The sequence below is a fragment of the Chitinophagaceae bacterium genome, from assembly GCA_016710165.1.
Lineage (GTDB): Bacteria > Bacteroidota > Bacteroidia > Chitinophagales > Chitinophagaceae > Ferruginibacter.
Genome location: JADJLJ010000002.1, coordinates 418,085 through 436,829 on the forward strand (window position 1 = coordinate 418,085; position 18,745 = coordinate 436,829).

Genomic DNA, 18,745 nt, shown 5'->3' on the forward strand with positions numbered 1-18,745 from the left:
AACAACGGATGCCAACCCGGATAGCCATCGCCGACGATAAGCAGATAAACCGGACTTCGGTAAAGGAGAAGATCATGTCGTTCGAAGAAATTGAGCTGGTGCTGGAAGCAAGGAACGGCCATGATTTCCTGGAGCAGCTGAAACAATTACCGGGTGAAAAAAGGCCGCAAGTGGTGTTAATGGACCTGGAGATGCCCGTGATGGATGGTATACAGACGATCCGTCTTGCTTCTTCGGCCTACCCTGATATAAAATTTATTGTGCTTACCGTATTTGAGGACAATGAAAAGATATTTGAAGCCATAAAAGCAGGGGCAGGAGGATATTTACTTAAAGATGATACCGCCGTTAACATCATTGATGCCATTACTACGGTTGTTGAATACAATGGGATACCCATGAGCCCGGCCATTGCAAGAAAGACGATGGAGTTGCTCAAGCGATCAACGGTGCCGGTTCACGATGAGGCCATTGGCGACGTACCGCTGCTTACCGACCGGGAAATGGAGATACTTAAAGAGATGGTCACGGGAAAGAACTATAAGGCCATTGGAGAAAAACTATTCATCTCTCCACTTACCGTACGGAAACACGTGGCGCATATCTATGAAAAACTGCACGTAAACTCCCGTGCACAGATCATCAATCTTGCTCATAAGAACAAGTGGGTTTAGATAACGTTTAAGGCGTTTGGGACGTTTAAGCGTTTCAGGGTTATCCTTAATGCAGGTTTATTTTCCTTTGAAGTTGGCTTTTCGTTTTTCGAGGAAGGCACTGGTGCCTTCTTTCATGTCTTCGGTGATAAAGCAATCGCCGAATGCTTCCATTTCTTTATCGTACCCGCTTTTGCCATTGGTGTAAGCGCTGTCGCTTACCGTGGCCACATTCACACACTCAATGATCTTTCCGACAGCGATCGGGGCCTTTGACCGGATTACCGTTAAGATATCTTTGGTTCTTTCCAGTAAACTTTCAGCCGTGGTCACATGATTCACCAAACCCAGCTGAAGGGCTTCATTGGCATCCACCATATGTGCTGTCATCTGCAGTTCCATGCTTTTCCCTTTGCCCACCAGTTGTGTCAGGCGTTGGGTGCCGCCATAACCGGGTATCAAACCCAGGTTTACTTCCGGCTGACCGAATTTTGCATTTTCACTGCATAAACGGAAATGACAGGCCATGGCCAGTTCGCAACCACCGCCCAATGCAAAACCATTTACGGCAGCAACGATTGGTTTTTTGCTGTTCTCAATTTTAAAGAATACATCCTGTCCACGTTTTGCCAATGCCATTGCCTGTTCTTTATTCAAACCGCCAAACTCCGTAATATCTGCGCCGGCAATAAATGCTTTTGGACCGGCGCCGGTTATTATGGCAGATCTTATTTCCGGATTGTTGTTTATTTCATCAACGGCTTTGTCCAGGTCGGTGAATACCGATGCATTCAGTGCATTCAGCTTATCGGGCCGGTTGATGGTGATGGTGAAGATTCCGTTCTCCAGGTTGGTGAGGATGGTGCTGTACATAAATACTTTTATTTTTTCTGAAAAGTGCGTTTAAAAATTCCTGTGCTCTTTTACCCAGGCTTTAATATAGCCGGCGATCTCGGATGTGGTGGCGCCCGGAGCAAAGAGTTTTCCCACCCCCATTTTATTCAGTTGTTCCATATCTTCTTCCGGGATGATGCCGCCGCCGGTAAGCAACACATCATCCATCTTTTTCTCCTTCATCAGGGCAATGATCTTTGGAAAGACGGTATTGTGTGCGCCGCTTAGAATGCTTACGCCAATGGCGTCCACGTCTTCCTGCAGGGCGGCATTCACCACCATTTCGGGTGTCTGGCGCAGGCCGGTATAGATCACTTCCATGCCGGCATTCCGTAAAGCCGTAGCGATCACCTTGGCTCCACGGTCGTGGCCATCCAGTCCTACTTTGGCAACCAATACTCTGATGGGTCTGTTCATAATTTAAAATTAACCAAAAACTGCAATAGCATTTTTAATTCTGAGGATTGTTTCTTCCTTACCGATCAATTCTGCGATCTGGAAAACCGGGGGGCCGAATTTACCACCCACCAGCATGATGCGTAAAGGCAATTGCAACTCTCCCGGCTTGATATTCTTTTCAGCCGCCAGGTCTTTGAATGTTGTTTCAAGAGACCGCAATTCCCAATCCCCGGTTCCAGCTATCCTTTCAGCGTATTCAGTAAAGAAATCCTTCTTCTCCTGGTTCCATTTTGGTTTCACTGCATCCACATCTAGTTGTCCCGGTGTTTTAAAGAAGAAAGAGGATTGCTGTACAAAATCAGGAAGCAGGGTACAGCGGTCTTTGACCAGTTCAATTATTTTATCCAGTAATGGATCATCGGGAACAATAATCCCGTTTTTATCCAGCAGGCTCTTAACCTCAAACCTCAAACCGGAAACCGCAAACCTTTTTATCCATTCGTGGTTGAACCATTTTGCTTTTTCGTAATCAAATTTGGCGCCTGCCACATGCACCCTGTCCATCGAGAATTTTTCGATCAATTCCGCCATGCTGTATATTTCCTGCTCGGTACCATCATTCCAGCCAAGCACCGCCAGCAGGTTGACGAATGCTTCCGGTAAAAATCCTTTTTCTTTGAATCCTTCGGTGAGTTCATTGGTTTTCGGGTCGGTCCAGTTCATGGCAAAAACAGGGAAACCGTATTTTGCCCCGTCACGCTTGCTGAGCTTTCCGTTCGGTCCCAGTATCAACGGCAGGTGCGCCCATTGGGGCATTTCTTTTTCCCATCCCAGGTATTTCCATAGCAATAAATGAACGGGGGTACTGGGAGCCATTCTTCACCCCGAAAGGCATGCGTTATCTTCATCAGGTAGTCATCCACCACCACGGCGAGGTGATACGTAGGCATGCCGTCTGCTTTGAGTAAAACCTTATCATCCACCAGGCCTGTTTCAAAACTTATTTCTCCACGGATCATATCCGTAAAAGAAATGACATCATTTTCCGGCATCTTGATGCGGATGACATACGGTGTATTTTTTTCTAATAATTCAGTTGTCTCTGCTTCGGTCAGCGTCAGGCTGTTCTTCATCTTTTTACGGGCACGGTGGTCATATTGTGGCGAAGGGTTTTCTGTCGTTCTGAGATCCTCCCGCATTTTTTCCAGGTCTTCTTTGGTATCAAATGCGTAGTAGGCATAACCATCTTTTACCAGTTGCCCGGCAAACTGCCCGTAGGTCTCTTTTCTTTCGCTTTGACGGTATGGGGCAAAAGGGCCGCCGTGCAAGGGGCTTTCATCCGGTTCAAGTCCGCACCATTTCAGGCAATTGAAAATATATTCTTCAGCGCCCGGTACAAAACGGGTCTGATCGGTATCCTCGATGCGCACGATAAAATCCCCGCCATTTTTCTTCGCAAAAAGATAATTGTATAAAACGGTGCGTACACCACCCAGGTGTAAACCTCCTGTGGGGCTCGGGGCAAACCGGACTCTTACATTGCTCATAGGCTGCAAATATAAGTTGAGTTGGGGCATGAAAAAACCGTCCCGCCCATGGCGGGACGGTTTGATGTATTAAAAAACCAAATTAGCGGAGAATGATCGTTCTTGGTGGCCGGCCATCAATGGAGATGGTAGCCAAGTTGTCGCAGGTGCCGTTTCCAAAATCAATGATCGCATAATGGTTCGGTCCTTCTACTCTTAATGTACCCTCATCGATATTAGCGCAGTCAGTTCTCTTATGTAATGCGGTTAAAATAGTACCGGTTCTTGTTCTTCCGGCTGAATTTGTTACGGTATGGTTGCCGGTGATAGTGAACTCGTCATCTATCCACGTAGGGGTAGTTACCCCTTCAATTTGTGTAACACTCTTCGTACCGCTGTGCAACCAGTATCTTCCGGTAGGAGCGGTGATCTTGCCATTTGTTGTTACCCTTGTCCAGCTTCTTGTATTTGGAGTACTTGTATTTGTCCATACAATGTTGCCTTCAACTTTGTACAGGTTAACGTAATAATTGTCAAATGTCATGGTTGCTGTACTGCCGGGTTTCCTGACCGAGTCGGTGATCACGATATTGATCTTACCGCTGCGGGTTACACCCATATAAGTACAAGCAGTTCCAAAATCGATAACGATCGTTTTAGGGAAACCTGTTTGTGGGGTTACGGTTACAGTAGCACAGGGAATAAAATTGTCTACAGTTCCGGTTCCTGGGGCAAAATTGCCTCCGGCTACGTTTTGTTCAACGGCTGCCTGCATGAACAGGTCATTTGCATCTTCTGAAAGGTTGTCAGCGATGGCCTGGTCGCCACTCAGTTCGAAAGTGGTTTCTATCTCATCACTGTTAGAATTGTCGGCTTTTTTACAGGAATTGAAGCCAATGGCCAGCGTAATTGCCGCAAAAACGGGTAAAAGCTGTTTGATTTTCATAATGATTAATTTTTAGTGGTCTTAAGACTGTATGAGGTGAAAAAAGTTTAAGTCGGGATAAAAAATTAATTTGCCCTATGTTTTACCTTGCCAAAACGCCCAACTGGGTAAAAAAATTGTTCGGCAGAAGTACCTGGGAGATGCCGGGTAACGGAAAAAACATATTCTTAACATTTGACGATGGTCCGCACCCGGTGATCACCCCCTTTGTGCTTGATGAACTGGACAAATACGGGGCAAAGGCCACTTTTTTCTGCATAGGCAGGAATGTAGCTGAGAACCCCTTGGTTTATAAGGAAATACAGGCCAGGGGGCATGCTGTAGGCAATCATACCCATAACCACCTGAACGGGTGGAAGACAAAACCGGGGGATTATCTTGCTGATGTGCTGCAGGCCAGGGAATATATCGGTTCCGGTCTTTTCAGGCCTCCCTACGGGCGGATCACCCGGAGGCAACATAGGGAACTTATACAATTGAAACAACCATTCCAGGTGGTGATGTGGAGCGTTTTAAGCGGCGATTTCGATACCGGCCTGTCCCCCGGGCAATGTTGCGCAAACGTCATCAATAATGCCCATAACGGCTCTATAGTTGTTTTTCATGATAGCGGGAAGGCAGAAAAAAGGATGCGGTATGCATTGCCCGAAGTATTAAAGCACTTTTCCGAACAGGGCTATTCGTTCCAAAAGATCGGACCGGTTTAATTATAAAGCGGCCAGAAGATCAGGACAAATGGGTAGTAAAAAAATTGGGCCGGGGTAGAAACCCTGGCCCGTTTTTAATCCGTACCCTATGAAAACTGGGATAAATGTACATTGTTGTTATTAAATAAGCAACAATTTTTTTCCTGTTTCTTTAGAGCCTAATAATGTGGGGCACACCGTTGATATATATTATTGCTATGTTGTCACATACTCCGTTTCCATAATCCAGTAACGCTTCACGGCCGTCCCTTACCAATCTTACCGTTCCTTTTACTATCCAGGGACACGTAAATTTTTTGATCAGGGGATCTACCACAAGTGCAGACCAGGTATGACCACCAGAGTTGGAACCATGGCCATTGCCGGTTATTTTGTATACATCATCCAGCGGGAAATGAGCGGTACCATTTCCTTCTATCTGAAGTACATTTTTCACACTGTTCCACTTCCTCCACCTGTTTGTGTTCATATTGGTGATCTTACCATCAATAACCACTACTTTCCAGCCCTGCATATTGAGGTACTTGTATTTTCAGTGATATGGGTGCCTTCCACTTTAAAACTGTCAACAAAATAGTCGACAAACGTGGTGGAAACTTTTGCACCGGGTACCACCATCGGGTTGGTATAAATGGATACGATCTTCCCTTTCCGGTATTTCCCATCACGGCAAAGGCAGCCGGTTCCGAAATCAATGGTAACTGTTTTTGGAAATACACGCGGAATGTTTGGCACTACGGTGATGGTGAAGCAACGGGTTTGATTCGTTGGGGTGGTAGTACCCAGTTCAAACAGGCCTGAAACGTTTGCTCCCACACCCAGGTCTTCGCCAACCTGGCCTGTGTTCATGCTGGCAGTGATGTTGAAAACATCATCAAACTGGGCCTCTGTTTCGGCCTCATCTGTTGTTGCTTCCTGTGTGGCAACCAGTTCTGCCGGGGAATTATCGGTTACCGGGCTCATGCTGTCATCTTTTTTACAGCTTGTGAATGTTATAGCTCCAAGGAGGCCGAAGGCCAGGAGCCATGTGGTGAGGTTAATAGTCTTTTTCATAAAAGTAATTTTTTAATAAAGGTGAATAAGTGAACAGGAATAAGACTGATGCTTGTTAAAAGGGTTTAAAGAATCGTTAAATTAATTTTAGGCATTTTTGCATTTTAAATAAAGAGAATGCTGATAGATACCCATTGTCATTTGTACCTGGATAATTTCAAACCGGACCTGGCGGAGGTAATGCGGCGTGCGGATGATGCAGGTGTTAAACGATTTTACCTGCCCGCCATCGACAGCAGTGAAACGGAGAATATGCTGAAACTTGAAGCCAGCTATCCAGGTATCTGTTTTGCCATGATGGGCCTGCACCCCTGTTCCGTAAAGGGAAACTATAAGGATGAACTGGATATGGTGGGAGACTGGCTTGCCAAAAGAAAGTTTGCAGCAGTAGGAGAGATCGGCCTTGATTTTTACTGGGATAAAACGTTTGCGGATGAACAATATGCTGCATTCCGGATGCAGATCGAATGGTCTTTACAATATGGGCTTCCCATCGTGATACATACCCGTAATGCCATGCAGGAGACCATTGATGTGGTCAGCGAATATGTGCCACGGGGTGTACGGGGCATTTTTCACTGCTTTGGCGACAGCTACGAAAATGCCAGCCAGATAACTGGTATGGGATTTTACCTCGGCATTGGGGGGGTACTTACCTATAAGAAATCAGGATTGGCTGAAGTGCTGGCAAAGGTCGATTTGAACCATGTGGTGCTGGAAACAGATTCGCCCTACCTTACCCCGGTCCCGTTCCGGGGCAGGCGAAATGAAAGCAGTTACTTAAAATACGTGGTTGAAAAACTGGCCGAAATAAAGAATATGCCCGCAGAAGAAGTTGCTGCAATAACAAGCAGCAACGCTCAAAAAATATTCGGCTTATAAAGGCCGATACTGTATTTTTGCCCCCCTGATAAAAGGAGACTTGTCCGAGTGGTTGAAGGAGCACGCCTGGAAAGTGTGTATAGGGGAAACTCTATCGGGGGTTCGAATCCCCCAGTCTCCGCTTGAAAAAAGAAAAATTCTTTCTGTACATCCTTTAACGCATGAAGGATTTTTCTTTTTTATGAAAGGGAAACGCTGTCGGGTGTTCTCCCGAAAGATCCCGGGCCCCGGTCTCCGCCGCAACCTCCCCGGTATAAACGAGGGAATTTTTTTATTCCAGTACCTTTTCCATTTGCGTGCTTCGGGAACCTTTTATGAGGATGTTTGTATTGGAAAAATGCTGTTGCCGGAACCATTCCCTGGCCCGGGACGAGTCATCGAAGTTTAAAAACGGGTGATCTACATTTTTAAAATCTCCCCCAACAAGTACCACCTCTTTCCAGGGATATTTTTTTAATAAGTTCTACCAGTTGCCGGTGTTCATGCAGGCTTTCCTTCCCCAGTTCCATCATTCCTCCCAGCAGCAGCACTTTCCCCGTTCCGTCCATGTTGGCAAAATTCTCGATCGCTGCTTTCATGCTTGTAGGGTTTGCATTATATGCATCCAGGATGATCCTGTTGGTATCTTTTTCAATCAACTGCGACCTGCTGTTGGAAGGAACGTAATTCTCCAGGGCCATTTTGATCTTTTCTTCCGGCACGTTGAAATACTTTCCCACGGTCACTGCAAGCAGGATGTTTGGAAGGTTATATTCACCCACGAGATTTGTTTTTATGGTATCCAGCGCTGCCCCGCCGGTCATCATTACCTCCAGCAACCCCGCACTGTTCTTAACCATTCCGGTCACTGCGGCAGCATGGGTGCCGTACGTGATTATTTCCGGGATCCCTGCGCTCATTTCCTGCAGGTAATCGTAATCCCACATAACAAAAGCAGTTCCACCCCTGGCACGCAGGTAGTCAAATAATTCTCCTTTTCCTTTTTAATTCCCTCTACTCCGCCAAAGCCTTCCAGGTGTGCTTTGCCGCAATTGGTAATGATACCATGGGTTGGCCGGGTATAGCGGCAATATCCTTCAATTTCTTTCTGGTGATTGGCCCCCATTTCGATGATGGCTATTTCTGCATCGCTTTTTATCCTCAGCAGGGTCAGGGGAATTCCTATGTGATTATTGAGATTGCCTTCCGTGCTGTATGTTTTGTATGTGGTACTTAATACAGCATGCACCAGTTCTTTAGACGTGGTTTTTCCATTGCTGCCCGTAATGGCAATGAACGGGATCTTTTTACCCGAAGAGGGGTTTTCAAACTGCATCCGGTGATGGCCGGCCAGGTCTTGCAATGCCTGTAACGTATCGGGCACTTTGATTATCCTTTCATCCGGTTGCGGAGGCTCTTCATCAACGATTGCGTACACAGCGCCCTTTTCCAGTGCCTGTTTTGCAAACAGGTTGGCATTAAAATTCGGGCCTTTCAGGGCAAAGAAGATATCCCCTTCTTTTAATTTCCTGGTATCTGTTTCTATGGAAGGATGTTGCTGGTAGAGTTTATATAATGCGGAGATTTCCATGGTTCAAAATTAATGGAGATGCCGGGAATAGCTGTATAAAAAAACTCCCGGTTGTGCCGGGAGTTTTTTTATCGGATGTTTTATTTCTTTTTCTTTCTTGAATTCTGCTTGCGGGTCCCAAAAATGTTACCCTCCTTAAATCCGGGGCCTTCCGGCGGACCAAGATAGGTCTGGGCGCATCGGAAACCAACCGTACTTGCAGCCTGGTCTTCTTCCATGAACCTGCGGGTTCCGGGAGATAACCAGTAAGGCCTGTCGTTCCAGCTGCCACCTTTGATAACTCTTGATTGATCGCTGATCAATGAAGTAATGCCATAGCCGTAAAATACACCACTTGCAGAGTCGCCATCCAGGTAATTGATCACGTTATTCTTCTGGTAGTTGCTGCGGTTCTTTACTTCTTCATCAGAGATATCTACTTTTTTCAGGCGGCCCATGCTGTCTCTTTCGTATTCGCCGGATGAATTCTTGTAATATTTCTGGAATTTATTACCCCGGAAGTAGTTGAAGTCCTGGGCATCAGTAGGTGTTAAAGGCCGGTAAACGTCTCCAACCCACTCACTCACGTTACCACTCATATTATACAGACCAAAAGCATTTGGATAGAAAGATTTGATGTTTCCAGGAATGGCAGCACGGTCATTCAAACCACCGGCTACACCCATATTATCACCACTTCCACGCTTGAAGTTTGCCAGGAATTTACCCTGCCAGCTTCCACGGCGGTTATCACGTAATCCGTTCGGGTTATTGCTCCAGGAATAGATCTGCTGGTTTGAGAACAATTCCTCACCGCTTTTACCCTCTTTTTTCCGGGGAGACGGGTTTTGGGCCAGCATGCCATAAGCGGCGTATTCCCATTCTGCTTCTGTTGGCAGGCGGTATCCCATGTTCAGGATGCCATCGTCCATCCGTACAGAAGACCTTGGTTTGCCGTTTACGTCTTTCAGATTAGATTTTTTAGGCTTATTCCGGCCCTGGATCATATCCGGAGCCATCAGGTAAGTTTCTGTATTAAAGGAACCATCGGCACCTGCACCTTTCATTTCCCTTTTGATGGCATCTTTTTTAAGATACCCTTTAGTTTGCAGGTTCAGTTCATTGACACGGTCTGTCCTCCAGATACAAAAATCATGTGCCTGGCGCCAGCTGACACCAACCACCGGGTAATAATTGTATGAGGGGAAGCGGAAATAGTATTCAACGTACGGCTCATTATAGGCTAATTCTTCACGCCATACCAGTGTATCAGGCAATGCCTTATTCAGGATATTGGTATCGCCGGAAAAGGTATTTTCCAGCCAGTAAAGGTATTCACGGTAATGAACGTTGGCCACTTCTGTCTCGTCAATAAAGAACGAAGGGACGGTGATCCGGCGTGGAATATTATTCCAGTCGCCCATTACGTCCTCGTCCTTGGCGCCCATTACAAATGAGCCACCCTGTACAAAAACCAGTCCGGGCCCTGCCTTTGGATACTTCACTTTTGCAACATGGAAGTTTCCCATGTTCTTGTCATCATAATTCCAGCCGGTGGCCGATGATTTACCACTCTTTTTTGAACCGCTTTTCTTACAGGCACTTAGCGAAAGTGCTGCAATTAAAAGGATCGCCAGACTTTTACCTGAAAATAGTTTTTTCATGTTCATTCGTTTGTTCAAATTGTTTAACGAAAGGTTTTCTTAATTATTGTATGGGGTTATACGGCTGCGAATATAAATACTTTAAGCGATATTGGGCCTTTTACCATACTTTTTTTGCAGTTAAATATCCACTAAAACAAACCGGGTATGAATATGGAACATTTGGCACGACCGGCGGCAGATACTGCCTGCGGCCAGGCCGGGTTATAAAAAATACAAATTCCGGGTAACGGGTATGTAAAAATTAGCTTTATTTTTTTGGTGAATAAGAACAAGAGTTTTAATCTTGCAGTCGATACACGACAAAAAGTATTCTTTGTTTTGTAAGTTCTTTTTGATTTTGGATGATCGTATTTTCAGTAGCCCGAAGCCAGCAAAGCCATACAGGGATTGCTCAAAATGCCATTATACCCATATCCCTGCAATAATCTTGCCGGCAAGCCGTTATTGTAAATCCAACGTAGAGGCTAAGCACTACAACTGCTGAATGTCTTACCCCGATTTCGATTTGCAGATAACCTTGCCAGAATAAGGGTATTGTTTTCAGAGGGAAAGCCCTTATCTTTGAAAAAACACCTTTTTTTGAGGTTTTTTTAACAAGATTTTATAATTTAGTTGTTCATTTGAATAAAACTATTATTTTTACAACATAATACAACCATTAAACTTAACGCTTATAGAGGTAAGTCTACCTAACCAAGACAAAACAAAACGCATGAAACAAGCAACTTTGAAACTTACTGCCCTGGTAATGTTACTGGGAGGAACACTAACTGTATCTTATGCCCAGAACAAGATCAACCCCGTAACATCTGCTGTTCCGTTTTTACGTATCACACCTGATACCCGCAGTGCAGGTATGGGTGATGTGGGTATTGCAATTGCGCCTGATGCGAATGCAAATTATGCTAATATAGCCCGGACTCCTTTTGCTTCCAGCAAAATCGGGGTAGCGGTTAACTATTCTCCCTGGTTGAGGGATCTTTCAGTGAATGATGTATTTATTGCTTCTCTGGCAGGATACTATAAAATTGATGATCAACAGGCTTTATCTGCTTCCATGAGGTATTTCAAACTCGGACAGATTCAATTTACTGATCAGCTTGGTAACGACCTGAACCTGTATAACCCCAGGGAATTTGCAGTCGACCTGGGCTATTCAAGGAAGCTATCCAGCAAATTCGGTATCGGTATCGCCGTTCGCTATGTGAATTCTAATTTATCAAGTGGCAACTTCAACGGTCAGAATTATAAAGCAGGATCTTCTGTTATGGGTGATCTGCACCTGTACCACCATGGTGCTAAAGAGAACGGACAGGGTTTAAACTGGGGTTTGACTTTAAGCAACCTTGGATCCAAAGTATCGTATTCAAGCGATGCAACTCAAAAAGATTATATCCCGGCTAATCTTGGATTAGGACTGGCTTATACAAAAGTTTTCGACGAAGCAAACAAGATCACGCTGGGTCTTGATGTAAATAAATTACTGGTTCCAACACCTCCGGTTTTAACGGGTGTTACTTCTTCTGACTCTGCAGCATTGGCTAAATACCGTAACTACGGTGTTGCCAACAGCTGGATCAAATCATTCGGTGATGCAGACGGAAAGATCAATGAAGAGATCCAGGAGATCAACCTGTCTGTGGGTGCTGAATACTGGTACAACAACCAGTTTGGTTTCAGGGCCGGTTATTTCTACGAGAATGCCAACAAGGGTAACAGAAAATATTTCACTGTAGGTGCAAGCGTAAGCTACAGTGTGGCTACTTTGAACTTTGCTTACATATTTGCAAATGGAAGTGGTACAACCCGTAATCCATTGTCAAATACTTACCGCTTTGGCCTGGTATTTAATTTTGGCGGAAAATAATTAAGTTTCTTTTCATGCAAAAAGCGTCATGCCCCCGGTATGACGCTTTTTGTTTTTAGTATCATTGAAAAATCGGATATTTACCGAATAAAGCATGACATGGCATACAGGATAGGTTCAGGAGTAGATTTTCATCAATTGGCTGAAGGAAGGGAATTATGGATAGGAGGAATCAAAATACCACATACGAAGGGTGCATTGGGCCACAGCGATGCGGATGTTTTACTCCATGCGATCTGCGATGCAATTTTGGGTGCGCTGGCACTTGGGGATATTGGCACTCATTTCCCGGATACCGATGACGCTTTTAAAAATATAGACAGCAAAATATTACTCAGGAAATGTATCGACCTTATTGATGACCGGGGATACAAAGTAATAAATATCGATAGTACCCTTTGCCTCCAATCACCCAAAATAAAACCGTATGTTTCCCAAATGCAGGAAACCATTGCTTCCATAGCAAAGGTCACTGTAAAAGATGTTTCGGTAAAGGCAACCACCACCGAACATTTGGGTTTTGTAGGTCGGGAAGAAGGTCTACAGGCTTTTGCAACTGTCCTTCTTTCGTTAAAATAAATTTGAAAACAGAAGCTTTGAAAACAGCATTTCTTGCATACTGCCTGGTTTTTTGTACACTCTTTTCGTTTGCCCAGAAACAAACAAACATCTGGTATTTTGGCGATAAGGCAGGCCTGGATTTTAATAATATCCCACCCCTTACATTGCGGGATGGCAAGGCCAGTTCCTTCGAGGGCAGTTCTACCATTTCTGACAACAACGGGCGATTGCTCTTTTATACCAACGGCCAGGTGATCATGAACCGGCAACACCTGCAGATGAAGAACGGTGGCAATCTGGGTGGCCATCAAAGCAGCACCAATAATACACTGATTGTTCCCTTACCCGGCAATGACAGCATTTATTATGTTTTTACAACCGGGGCTGCCTTGCAGGAAACTCACCAGTTCCAGTACAACATCGTAAACATGAAAGGGGATGGTGGCCTGGGAGAAGTAATAGCAGGTAATATCGTGATCGAAGACGTGATCTTTGAAAAGATTGCCGGGGTTAGGCATTGTAATAAAAGGGATGTCTGGATTGTTGTTCATGAATGGGGCAGTGATGAATACCATACCTATTTACTGACGGCAGGCGGATTGAACCCGGTGCCCGTAGTAAGCAATACCGGTTTAATAACAACCGGTTTTGAAAACAATGCGATCGGTACGTTAAAATTCTCTGCAAAGGGAAACAAACTTGCAGCGGTCCATTCTTTTGAGAATGATGTGGTGGAATTGATGGACTTTAATAACACCACGGGTGTGCTGTCCAACCCGGTCACGTTCAAGCCAAATGCCACACCCCATACCCCTTCCTTCATAGGGGTGTACGGTGCTGAGTTCTCCCCAAATGGAAATTTATTGTACGTGTCTGCCAATAATTCTGCGGCAGAGCCATGTGTGCTGTACCAGTTTGATATCACTTCCCATAATGCTGCCACCATCATCGGTACAAAACAAACCATCGCCCAAACAACACCCTGGTATGCCGGTGCCCTCCAATTGGGGCCCGATATGAAGATCTATATGGCCATGTGGAAGGACACTTCTGTATCTGTTATTGATGACCCCGATGTGTATGGCCCGGGTTGTAATTTCCGGTATAATAAAATTTTTATCGGACCTGCCGGTTCAGAACCTGTTCAGTTTGGCATGGGCACTTTTATTCAGAGTTATTTTGATTCTTCTTCCAATCCCTACGATTTCACCCGTTCGGGAAGCTGTTTGAACCGGAATATCAGTTTTACCCTCTCCCGGACCAGCGGGATCGATTCTGTAAAATGGGATTTTGGCGATCTGCAGCAGTCCCAGGTACTGCAGCCAACACATACGTATGCAGCGCCGGGATTTTATGACGTAAAACTTGTCGTTTACAAAATTGACTGTTCCGGTCAGAATGATACCATCAATCGCAGGATATGGATAGCTGATACCGGTTCTTTTTTAGGGGCAGATACTTCCAGTTGCAATTTACTGGCACTTACCATCGGTGTGGAAGAAATAGACGGAGCCAACTATTTATGGAATACGGGGCTTAATGGAAACAAGATCACCACCGGAGCATTCGGGACTTACTGGCTTGAAATAGAACAGAACGGTTGCAGGATAAGGGATTCGGTCAATGTTACTGAAAAACCAAAGCCAACCGTGAGTCTTGGGCCAGATACTACCATTTGCAAGTACAAACCTGTTATCCTGACCACCGGCAGTACGGTGTATGATACGTACCTGTGGAATACCGGGGCCGGCACCCGATCCATCCTGGTTGATAAAGTAGGCACATACTCCGTTGAAGTTACCCTGAATGGTTGCGTGGCAACTGATACAGTCAATGTGGTGGCAGGGGATTGCGATATATTCATTCCCTCAGCATTCACACCAAATAACGACGGCCTGAATGAGACATTCGGCGTACTTGGAGATGCAACCGTTAAAAGTTTTTCCATGGAGATCTTCAACAAGTGGGGCCAGCTGGTTTATAAGAGTGATGCTATTTCTCAAAAATGGGACGGAACCTTTAAAGGGAAAAAAGTGCCCAATGGGGCATATCCCTGGACCTTGTATTATGTTACCGGGAATGGGGTACGGAAATACCTGCAGGGCATGGTAATGGTAATCCGGTAAAGCAGTATGTTAAAAAATCCTTTCGTGTTTGATTTCCTTTGTACATTATTACCTTTGCCAGCATGCAAAATATCCGGGTTAACATCATAAATACATCTTCCAATGAACTTCCTGCCTATGCCACTTCTGGATCTTCCGGCATGGATATAAGGGCTAATTTACAATCGGACGTGTTATTGCAGCCACTTGAACGGCAGTTGATACCAACGGGTCTTTTTATAGAATTACCGGAAGGCTATGAAGCCCAAATGAGGCCCCGAAGCGGTTTGGCAATAAAACAGGGGATCACCTGCCTGAATTCCCCCGGTACCATAGATGCCGACTACCGGGGTGAATTGAAAGTAATATTGATCAATCTCAGCAATATGCCACAGGTCATTCAGCACGGCGACCGTATTGCACAAATGATCGTTGCAAAAGTGGAGAGGGCGGAACTGGTAATGGTGAATGAATTAAATGGCTCACTTCGGGGAGAAGGAGGCTTTGGCCATACAGGCATTAAATGAAACAATGATCACATGATGAAACAACCGGTTTTTATTTTGGGGGTACTCGTACTGGCCATTTCCGTATTCAGTTGCCGAACCGTTAAACAGATCAATAAGGTAATTGCTCCAAAAGATACAACAGCCGTTAATACGGCAGATCCTACGAAGGCAGATTCTTTATTGATGATCAGCAACACGATCACAGGACTTAATAAGAACTATATAGATTTCCGGACATTTAATGCGAAGATAAAAGTAGATTACCAGGACAATAAAGGGAAACAACCGGATGTTACTGCCATTGTCCGGATCGTAAAGGACAGCGCCATCTGGATTTCGTTAACCGCTTCCATTCTGAATATCGAGATATACCGGGTACTTGTAAAAAAGGACAGTGTTATCCTGCTGAATAAACAGGAAAAGGTGGTCCAGTACCACTCGCTTGATTACCTCCAGGAAGTGACACAGATACCTTTTGATTATAAGACCCTGCAGGACCTGCTTGTTGGTAATCCCATCTTTTTGGACAGCAGCAATATCGTTTCTTATAAGAAGACTGAAAACCAGGTGCTGCTTATGTCTGTAGGCCTGTTCTTTAAGCACCTGCTCACCCTCTCGCCTGATGATAATGTATTGCAGCATAGCAAACTGGATGATGTGGACATGGCCCGGAACCGCACGGCTGACATCACCTACAGTGAATACGAGAGCAAAAACGGGTATAATTTCTCCACGTACCGGGAAATAACCGTATCAGAAAAAAACAAACTCGACATCAGTCTTAAGTTCAGGCAGTATGAGTTTAACAAAGAATTATCAGTGTCTTTTAATATCCCGAAAAATTACACACGCAAATAAGCGTTATCGGAAATTATTCACGGCCTGTGGGTTTTGAATACGGTATATCTATTGGTTTGAATTGTATTTTTGCTGAACCCAATCTCTTATCATGGTTAAATTGATTTTTTCTTTCGTGGCAGTCACTTTCTTAGGCACCGTTGCTTTTGCCCAGCAGCAGACCCGTGAGGAACTTGAAAAGCAGCGTGCCCAGCTTAAAAAGGAAATGGAACAAACCCAAAAACTGCTCAACAGCAACAAGGCAAAAACGAAGGAGAACCTGGTTCAATGGAAACTTATCAATGATAAGGTGAACCTGCAGAACCGGATCATTGATAATTTAAGCCGGGACATCGGCCTGCTGGACAACAATATTTACACCAACCAGCGGGAGATAAACCGGTACAACAAACTGCTGGATACTTTGAAAGAAGAATATGCCAAGAGCATGGTGTATGCCTATAAGAACCGGGGTAATTATGCTTTTCTGAACTTTATCTTTTCTGCCGCCAGCTTTAATGACGCCATCCGCCGGGTTGCCTACCTGAAATATTACCGGGATTACCGGGAGAAACAGGGAGAGAATATATTGCGGACACAGGAACTCCGCCGCCAGCGTATTGCCGAGCTCGGGGGCATTAAAGTGCAGAAAAGCGAAGTGCTTAAAAGCAAGGACAAGGAAATGACGGCATTGGAGGCGCAGAAACTGGAGAAGGATAAGATAATGAATGAACTGAAAAAGCAGGGAAAGGAATTGAACTCCCAGCTGGCGGCCTATAAGAAGCAGATGAAAAAAGTGGACAATGCCATCAATGCAGCTATTAACAGGGCCTTGGCCGATGCGAAGAAAGCCGCTATCAAAAAGGCCAATGAAGAATCAGCTAAAACAAATGCAACGGCTACAGCACCTGTAAAAACCCCTTCCACAACAGTAAAAGCTGTACCTAAAAAAGTGCCGGAAAGTATCCTGTTGAATTCAGAGAATATGGCGCTGAATGAAAATTTTGTGAAGAACAGGGGAATACTGCCCTGGCCGGTTGATAAAGGCGTAACCATCATGCACTACGGCAGGAACCAGTTGCCCAGTGGCAGTGTGATAGATGTGACGGGAATAACTGTTGGAACCGATATTGGCAGTAATGTAAAAGCTGTTTTCGACGGGGTGGTATCCAACGTAGTATTTATTGAAGATATGGAGGTGGTGATCATCCAGCATGGTAAATACTTCAGTACCTACAGCAATCTCAGCAGTGTTTCGGTACAGCGGGGCCAGCATGTTAAGACGGGGCAGGTGATCGGAAAGGCTGCTGCAAACCTGGACGGCATCGGCGCAATTGATTTCTTTATCAATGATGAGCGGGGAAATATAGATCCCGAGAAATGGTTGAAGCGGTGATCACCGGATCATCCGGTTGTACAAAGCTTCGTATTGCGGAACTATCTTATCAATATCGAACTTCTTGGCCTGGGCCAGTGCATTGGCTTTAAAGGTTTTCAGCGACTCATCGTCTTTTAATATTACCAGTGCATTTTTACTCATGTCATCCACATCGCCCACATCACTCATGAAACCACTGTAGCCATTTACATTTATTTCAGGCAAACCACCGGCATTGGTGGATATCACAGGAACCTCGGCTGCCATGGCTTCCAATGCAGCCAGGCCAAAGCTTTCGTACTCACTGGTGAGTAAGAACAGGTCGGCGATCGGCAATATGTCTTCCATCTGTTCCTGCTTGCCCAAAAACTTAATGTCTTTGTGCGATTCACATTGCCTGGCTGAATCTTCAATATGCGACCGCTCCGGTCCATCACCCAGCAGCAATAAGGTAGCAGGCATTTTTTCTCTTACCAGTAAAAAAGTAGAGACCACGTCTTCCACACGCTTTACCTTCCTGAAATTGGAGGCGTGCACCAGTATTCTTTCGCCATTGGGGGCGATCAGTTTCTTAAAGGCGTCCACCGGCCTGCGGTGGAAACGTTGTACGTCCACAAAATTGTGGATCACTTCGATGTCTTTTTCAATGGTGAAGTTCTTAAAGGTCTCTTCCTTCAGGTTTTGAGACACGGCGGTAAGTGCATCACTTTCATTCATGGAAAAAGTAACCACCGGGCTGTAGGTCTTGTCCCTGCCAACCAGGGTTATATCGGTTCCATGCAGGGTGGTGATCACCGGGATCTTTTTGCCTTGTTTGGCCAGTATCTGTTTGGCCATATATGCCGCTGCTGCATGCGGGATGGCATAATGCACGTGCAATAACTCCACGTCGTTGTTCAGGATCACATCCACCATGGTACTTGCCAACGCAGTTTCATACGGTGGGTAATCAAATAAAGGATAGGTAGGCACCCGTACTTCATGGTAAAATATATTGGCATGAAAGCCACTCAGCCGTACGGGTTGCTGGTAGGTTATAAAATGGATATTATGCCCTTTGTCGGCAAGTGCCTTGCCCAGTTCTGTTGCCAATACACCGCTTCCGCCAAATGTGGGGTAGCAAACAATACCAATATTCATGAGAAAGCCTTTTTTGTAATTTCTGTGAAACTGCAATTTACCGATTTATTTTTCACCAGCTCCTCCACTCAT

16 protein-coding genes, 1 tRNA gene and 2 pseudogenes are annotated in these 18,745 nt (G+C 45.1%); 10 read left to right on the forward strand and 9 right to left on the reverse strand.

Going from position 1 to position 18,745, the window contains the following annotated elements:
• The first annotated feature begins 8 nt into the window (after window positions 1–8).
• Window positions 9–674 (forward strand): response regulator transcription factor, encoded by a 666-nt coding sequence (locus IPJ02_12250; protein ID MBK7376297.1) that lies wholly within the window; start codon window positions 9–11, stop codon window positions 672–674.
• A gap of 57 nt (window positions 675–731) precedes the next feature.
• Here the strand turns inward: IPJ02_12250 and IPJ02_12255 are convergent, their stop codons facing one another.
• The 4 genes and pseudogenes from IPJ02_12255 to IPJ02_12270 form a co-directional block, all read right to left on the reverse strand.
• Window positions 732–1,526 (reverse strand): enoyl-CoA hydratase/isomerase family protein, encoded by a 795-nt coding sequence (locus IPJ02_12255; GenBank protein ID MBK7376298.1) that lies wholly within the window; start codon window positions 1,524–1,526, stop codon window positions 732–734.
• Between the two features lie 30 nt (window positions 1,527–1,556).
• Window positions 1,557–1,964, reverse strand: coding sequence for a cobalamin B12-binding domain-containing protein (locus IPJ02_12260; protein ID MBK7376299.1), 408 nt, complete (start codon window positions 1,962–1,964; stop codon window positions 1,557–1,559).
• A gap of 9 nt (window positions 1,965–1,973) precedes the next feature.
• A pseudogene (locus tag IPJ02_12265) lies at window positions 1,974–3,493 on the reverse strand (glutamate--tRNA ligase).
• Window positions 3,494–3,575: 82 nt separating this feature from the next.
• Window positions 3,576–4,418, reverse strand: a complete 843-nt coding sequence (locus IPJ02_12270; protein ID MBK7376300.1) for a hypothetical protein — start codon at window positions 4,416–4,418, stop codon at window positions 3,576–3,578.
• A gap of 77 nt (window positions 4,419–4,495) precedes the next feature.
• Between IPJ02_12270 and IPJ02_12275 the strand changes: the two genes are divergently transcribed.
• Window positions 4,496–5,125, forward strand: a complete 630-nt coding sequence (locus IPJ02_12275; protein ID MBK7376301.1) for a polysaccharide deacetylase family protein — start codon at window positions 4,496–4,498, stop codon at window positions 5,123–5,125.
• Window positions 5,126–5,276: 151 nt separating this feature from the next.
• Here IPJ02_12275 and IPJ02_12280 read toward each other — a convergent pair whose 3' ends face one another.
• Together IPJ02_12280 and IPJ02_12285 are read right to left on the reverse strand one after the other, a co-directional pair.
• Window positions 5,277–5,639, reverse strand: a complete 363-nt coding sequence (locus IPJ02_12280) for a hypothetical protein (protein ID MBK7376302.1) — start codon at window positions 5,637–5,639, stop codon at window positions 5,277–5,279.
• Complete coding sequence (locus tag IPJ02_12285; GenBank protein MBK7376303.1) at window positions 5,621–6,178, reverse strand: hypothetical protein; 558 nt, start codon at window positions 6,176–6,178, stop codon at window positions 5,621–5,623. The genes IPJ02_12280 and IPJ02_12285 overlap by 19 nt, the downstream gene beginning before the upstream one ends.
• Before the next feature lie 117 nt (window positions 6,179–6,295).
• On the opposite strand from IPJ02_12285, the gene IPJ02_12290 reads away from it, so the two are divergent.
• Window positions 6,296–7,060 (forward strand): TatD family hydrolase, encoded by a 765-nt coding sequence (locus IPJ02_12290; GenBank protein MBK7376304.1) that lies wholly within the window; start codon window positions 6,296–6,298, stop codon window positions 7,058–7,060.
• Between the two features lie 34 nt (window positions 7,061–7,094).
• Window positions 7,095–7,181 (forward strand) — tRNA-Ser (locus IPJ02_12295).
• Between the two features lie 150 nt (window positions 7,182–7,331).
• Here the strand turns inward: IPJ02_12295 and IPJ02_12300 are convergent.
• Both IPJ02_12300 and IPJ02_12305 read right to left on the reverse strand, forming a co-directional pair.
• Window positions 7,332–8,630, reverse strand: a pseudogene (locus IPJ02_12300) (UDP-N-acetylmuramoyl-tripeptide--D-alanyl-D-alanine ligase).
• 80 nt (window positions 8,631–8,710) lie between these two features.
• The gene (locus IPJ02_12305; GenBank protein ID MBK7376305.1) at window positions 8,711–10,273 is read right to left on the reverse strand and encodes an SUMF1/EgtB/PvdO family nonheme iron enzyme; all 1,563 of its coding nucleotides are present in this window, start codon (window positions 10,271–10,273) and stop codon (window positions 8,711–8,713) included.
• Window positions 10,274–10,988: 715 nt separating this feature from the next.
• On the opposite strand from IPJ02_12305, the gene porV reads away from it, so the two are divergent.
• The 6 genes from porV (at window position 10,989) to IPJ02_12335 (ending at window position 17,551) form a co-directional block, all read left to right on the forward strand.
• Window positions 10,989–12,143, forward strand: a complete 1,155-nt coding sequence (gene porV, locus IPJ02_12310) for a type IX secretion system outer membrane channel protein PorV (protein MBK7376306.1) — start codon at window positions 10,989–10,991, stop codon at window positions 12,141–12,143.
• A gap of 99 nt (window positions 12,144–12,242) precedes the next feature.
• Window positions 12,243–12,722: a 2-C-methyl-D-erythritol 2,4-cyclodiphosphate synthase gene (locus tag IPJ02_12315; protein MBK7376307.1), complete on the forward strand. Its 480-nt coding sequence runs from the start codon at window positions 12,243–12,245 to the stop codon at window positions 12,720–12,722.
• Between the two features lie 17 nt (window positions 12,723–12,739).
• Complete coding sequence (locus IPJ02_12320; GenBank protein MBK7376308.1) at window positions 12,740–14,830, forward strand: gliding motility-associated C-terminal domain-containing protein; 2,091 nt, start codon at window positions 12,740–12,742, stop codon at window positions 14,828–14,830.
• Between the two features lie 62 nt (window positions 14,831–14,892).
• Window positions 14,893–15,336, forward strand: coding sequence for a dUTP diphosphatase (dut, locus tag IPJ02_12325; GenBank protein ID MBK7376309.1), 444 nt, complete (start codon window positions 14,893–14,895; stop codon window positions 15,334–15,336).
• A 12-nt stretch (window positions 15,337–15,348) separates the two neighbouring features.
• A complete protein-coding gene (locus tag IPJ02_12330; GenBank protein MBK7376310.1) occupies window positions 15,349–16,176 on the forward strand; it encodes a DUF4292 domain-containing protein in 828 nt (275 codons plus the stop codon).
• 91 nt (window positions 16,177–16,267) lie between these two features.
• Window positions 16,268–17,551, forward strand: coding sequence for a peptidoglycan DD-metalloendopeptidase family protein (locus IPJ02_12335; protein ID MBK7376311.1), 1,284 nt, complete (start codon window positions 16,268–16,270; stop codon window positions 17,549–17,551).
• On the opposite strand, the gene bshA is transcribed toward IPJ02_12335, so the two are convergent.
• Window positions 17,552–18,673, reverse strand: a complete 1,122-nt coding sequence (gene bshA / locus IPJ02_12340) for an N-acetyl-alpha-D-glucosaminyl L-malate synthase BshA (protein ID MBK7376312.1) — start codon at window positions 18,671–18,673, stop codon at window positions 17,552–17,554.
• Between the last annotated feature and the right edge of the window lie 72 nt (window positions 18,674–18,745).

Bases quoted from the DNA above. Each gene is read 5' to 3' on its own strand.
- IPJ02_12250 (MBK7376297.1), top strand. From the start codon at position 9: ATGCCAACCCGGATAGCCATCGCCGACGATAAGCAGATAAACCGGACT.
- IPJ02_12255 (MBK7376298.1), bottom strand. From the start codon at position 1,526: ATGTACAGCACCATCCTCACCAACCTGGAGAACGGAATCTTCACCATC.
- IPJ02_12260 (MBK7376299.1), bottom strand. From the start codon at position 1,964: ATGAACAGACCCATCAGAGTATTGGTTGCCAAAGTAGGACTGGATGGC.
- IPJ02_12270 (MBK7376300.1), bottom strand. From the start codon at position 4,418: ATGAAAATCAAACAGCTTTTACCCGTTTTTGCGGCAATTACGCTGGCC.
- IPJ02_12275 (MBK7376301.1), top strand. From the start codon at position 4,496: ATGTTTTACCTTGCCAAAACGCCCAACTGGGTAAAAAAATTGTTCGGC.
- IPJ02_12280 (MBK7376302.1), bottom strand. From the start codon at position 5,639: ATGCAGGGCTGGAAAGTAGTGGTTATTGATGGTAAGATCACCAATATG.
- IPJ02_12285 (MBK7376303.1), bottom strand. From the start codon at position 6,178: ATGAAAAAGACTATTAACCTCACCACATGGCTCCTGGCCTTCGGCCTC.
- IPJ02_12290 (MBK7376304.1), top strand. From the start codon at position 6,296: ATGCTGATAGATACCCATTGTCATTTGTACCTGGATAATTTCAAACCG.
- IPJ02_12305 (MBK7376305.1), bottom strand. From the start codon at position 10,273: ATGAAAAAACTATTTTCAGGTAAAAGTCTGGCGATCCTTTTAATTGCA.
- porV (MBK7376306.1), top strand. From the start codon at position 10,989: ATGAAACAAGCAACTTTGAAACTTACTGCCCTGGTAATGTTACTGGGA.
- IPJ02_12315 (MBK7376307.1), top strand. From the start codon at position 12,243: ATGGCATACAGGATAGGTTCAGGAGTAGATTTTCATCAATTGGCTGAA.
- dut (MBK7376309.1), top strand. From the start codon at position 14,893: ATGCAAAATATCCGGGTTAACATCATAAATACATCTTCCAATGAACTT.
- IPJ02_12330 (MBK7376310.1), top strand. From the start codon at position 15,349: ATGATGAAACAACCGGTTTTTATTTTGGGGGTACTCGTACTGGCCATT.
- IPJ02_12335 (MBK7376311.1), top strand. From the start codon at position 16,268: ATGGTTAAATTGATTTTTTCTTTCGTGGCAGTCACTTTCTTAGGCACC.
- bshA (MBK7376312.1), bottom strand. From the start codon at position 18,673: ATGAATATTGGTATTGTTTGCTACCCCACATTTGGCGGAAGCGGTGTA.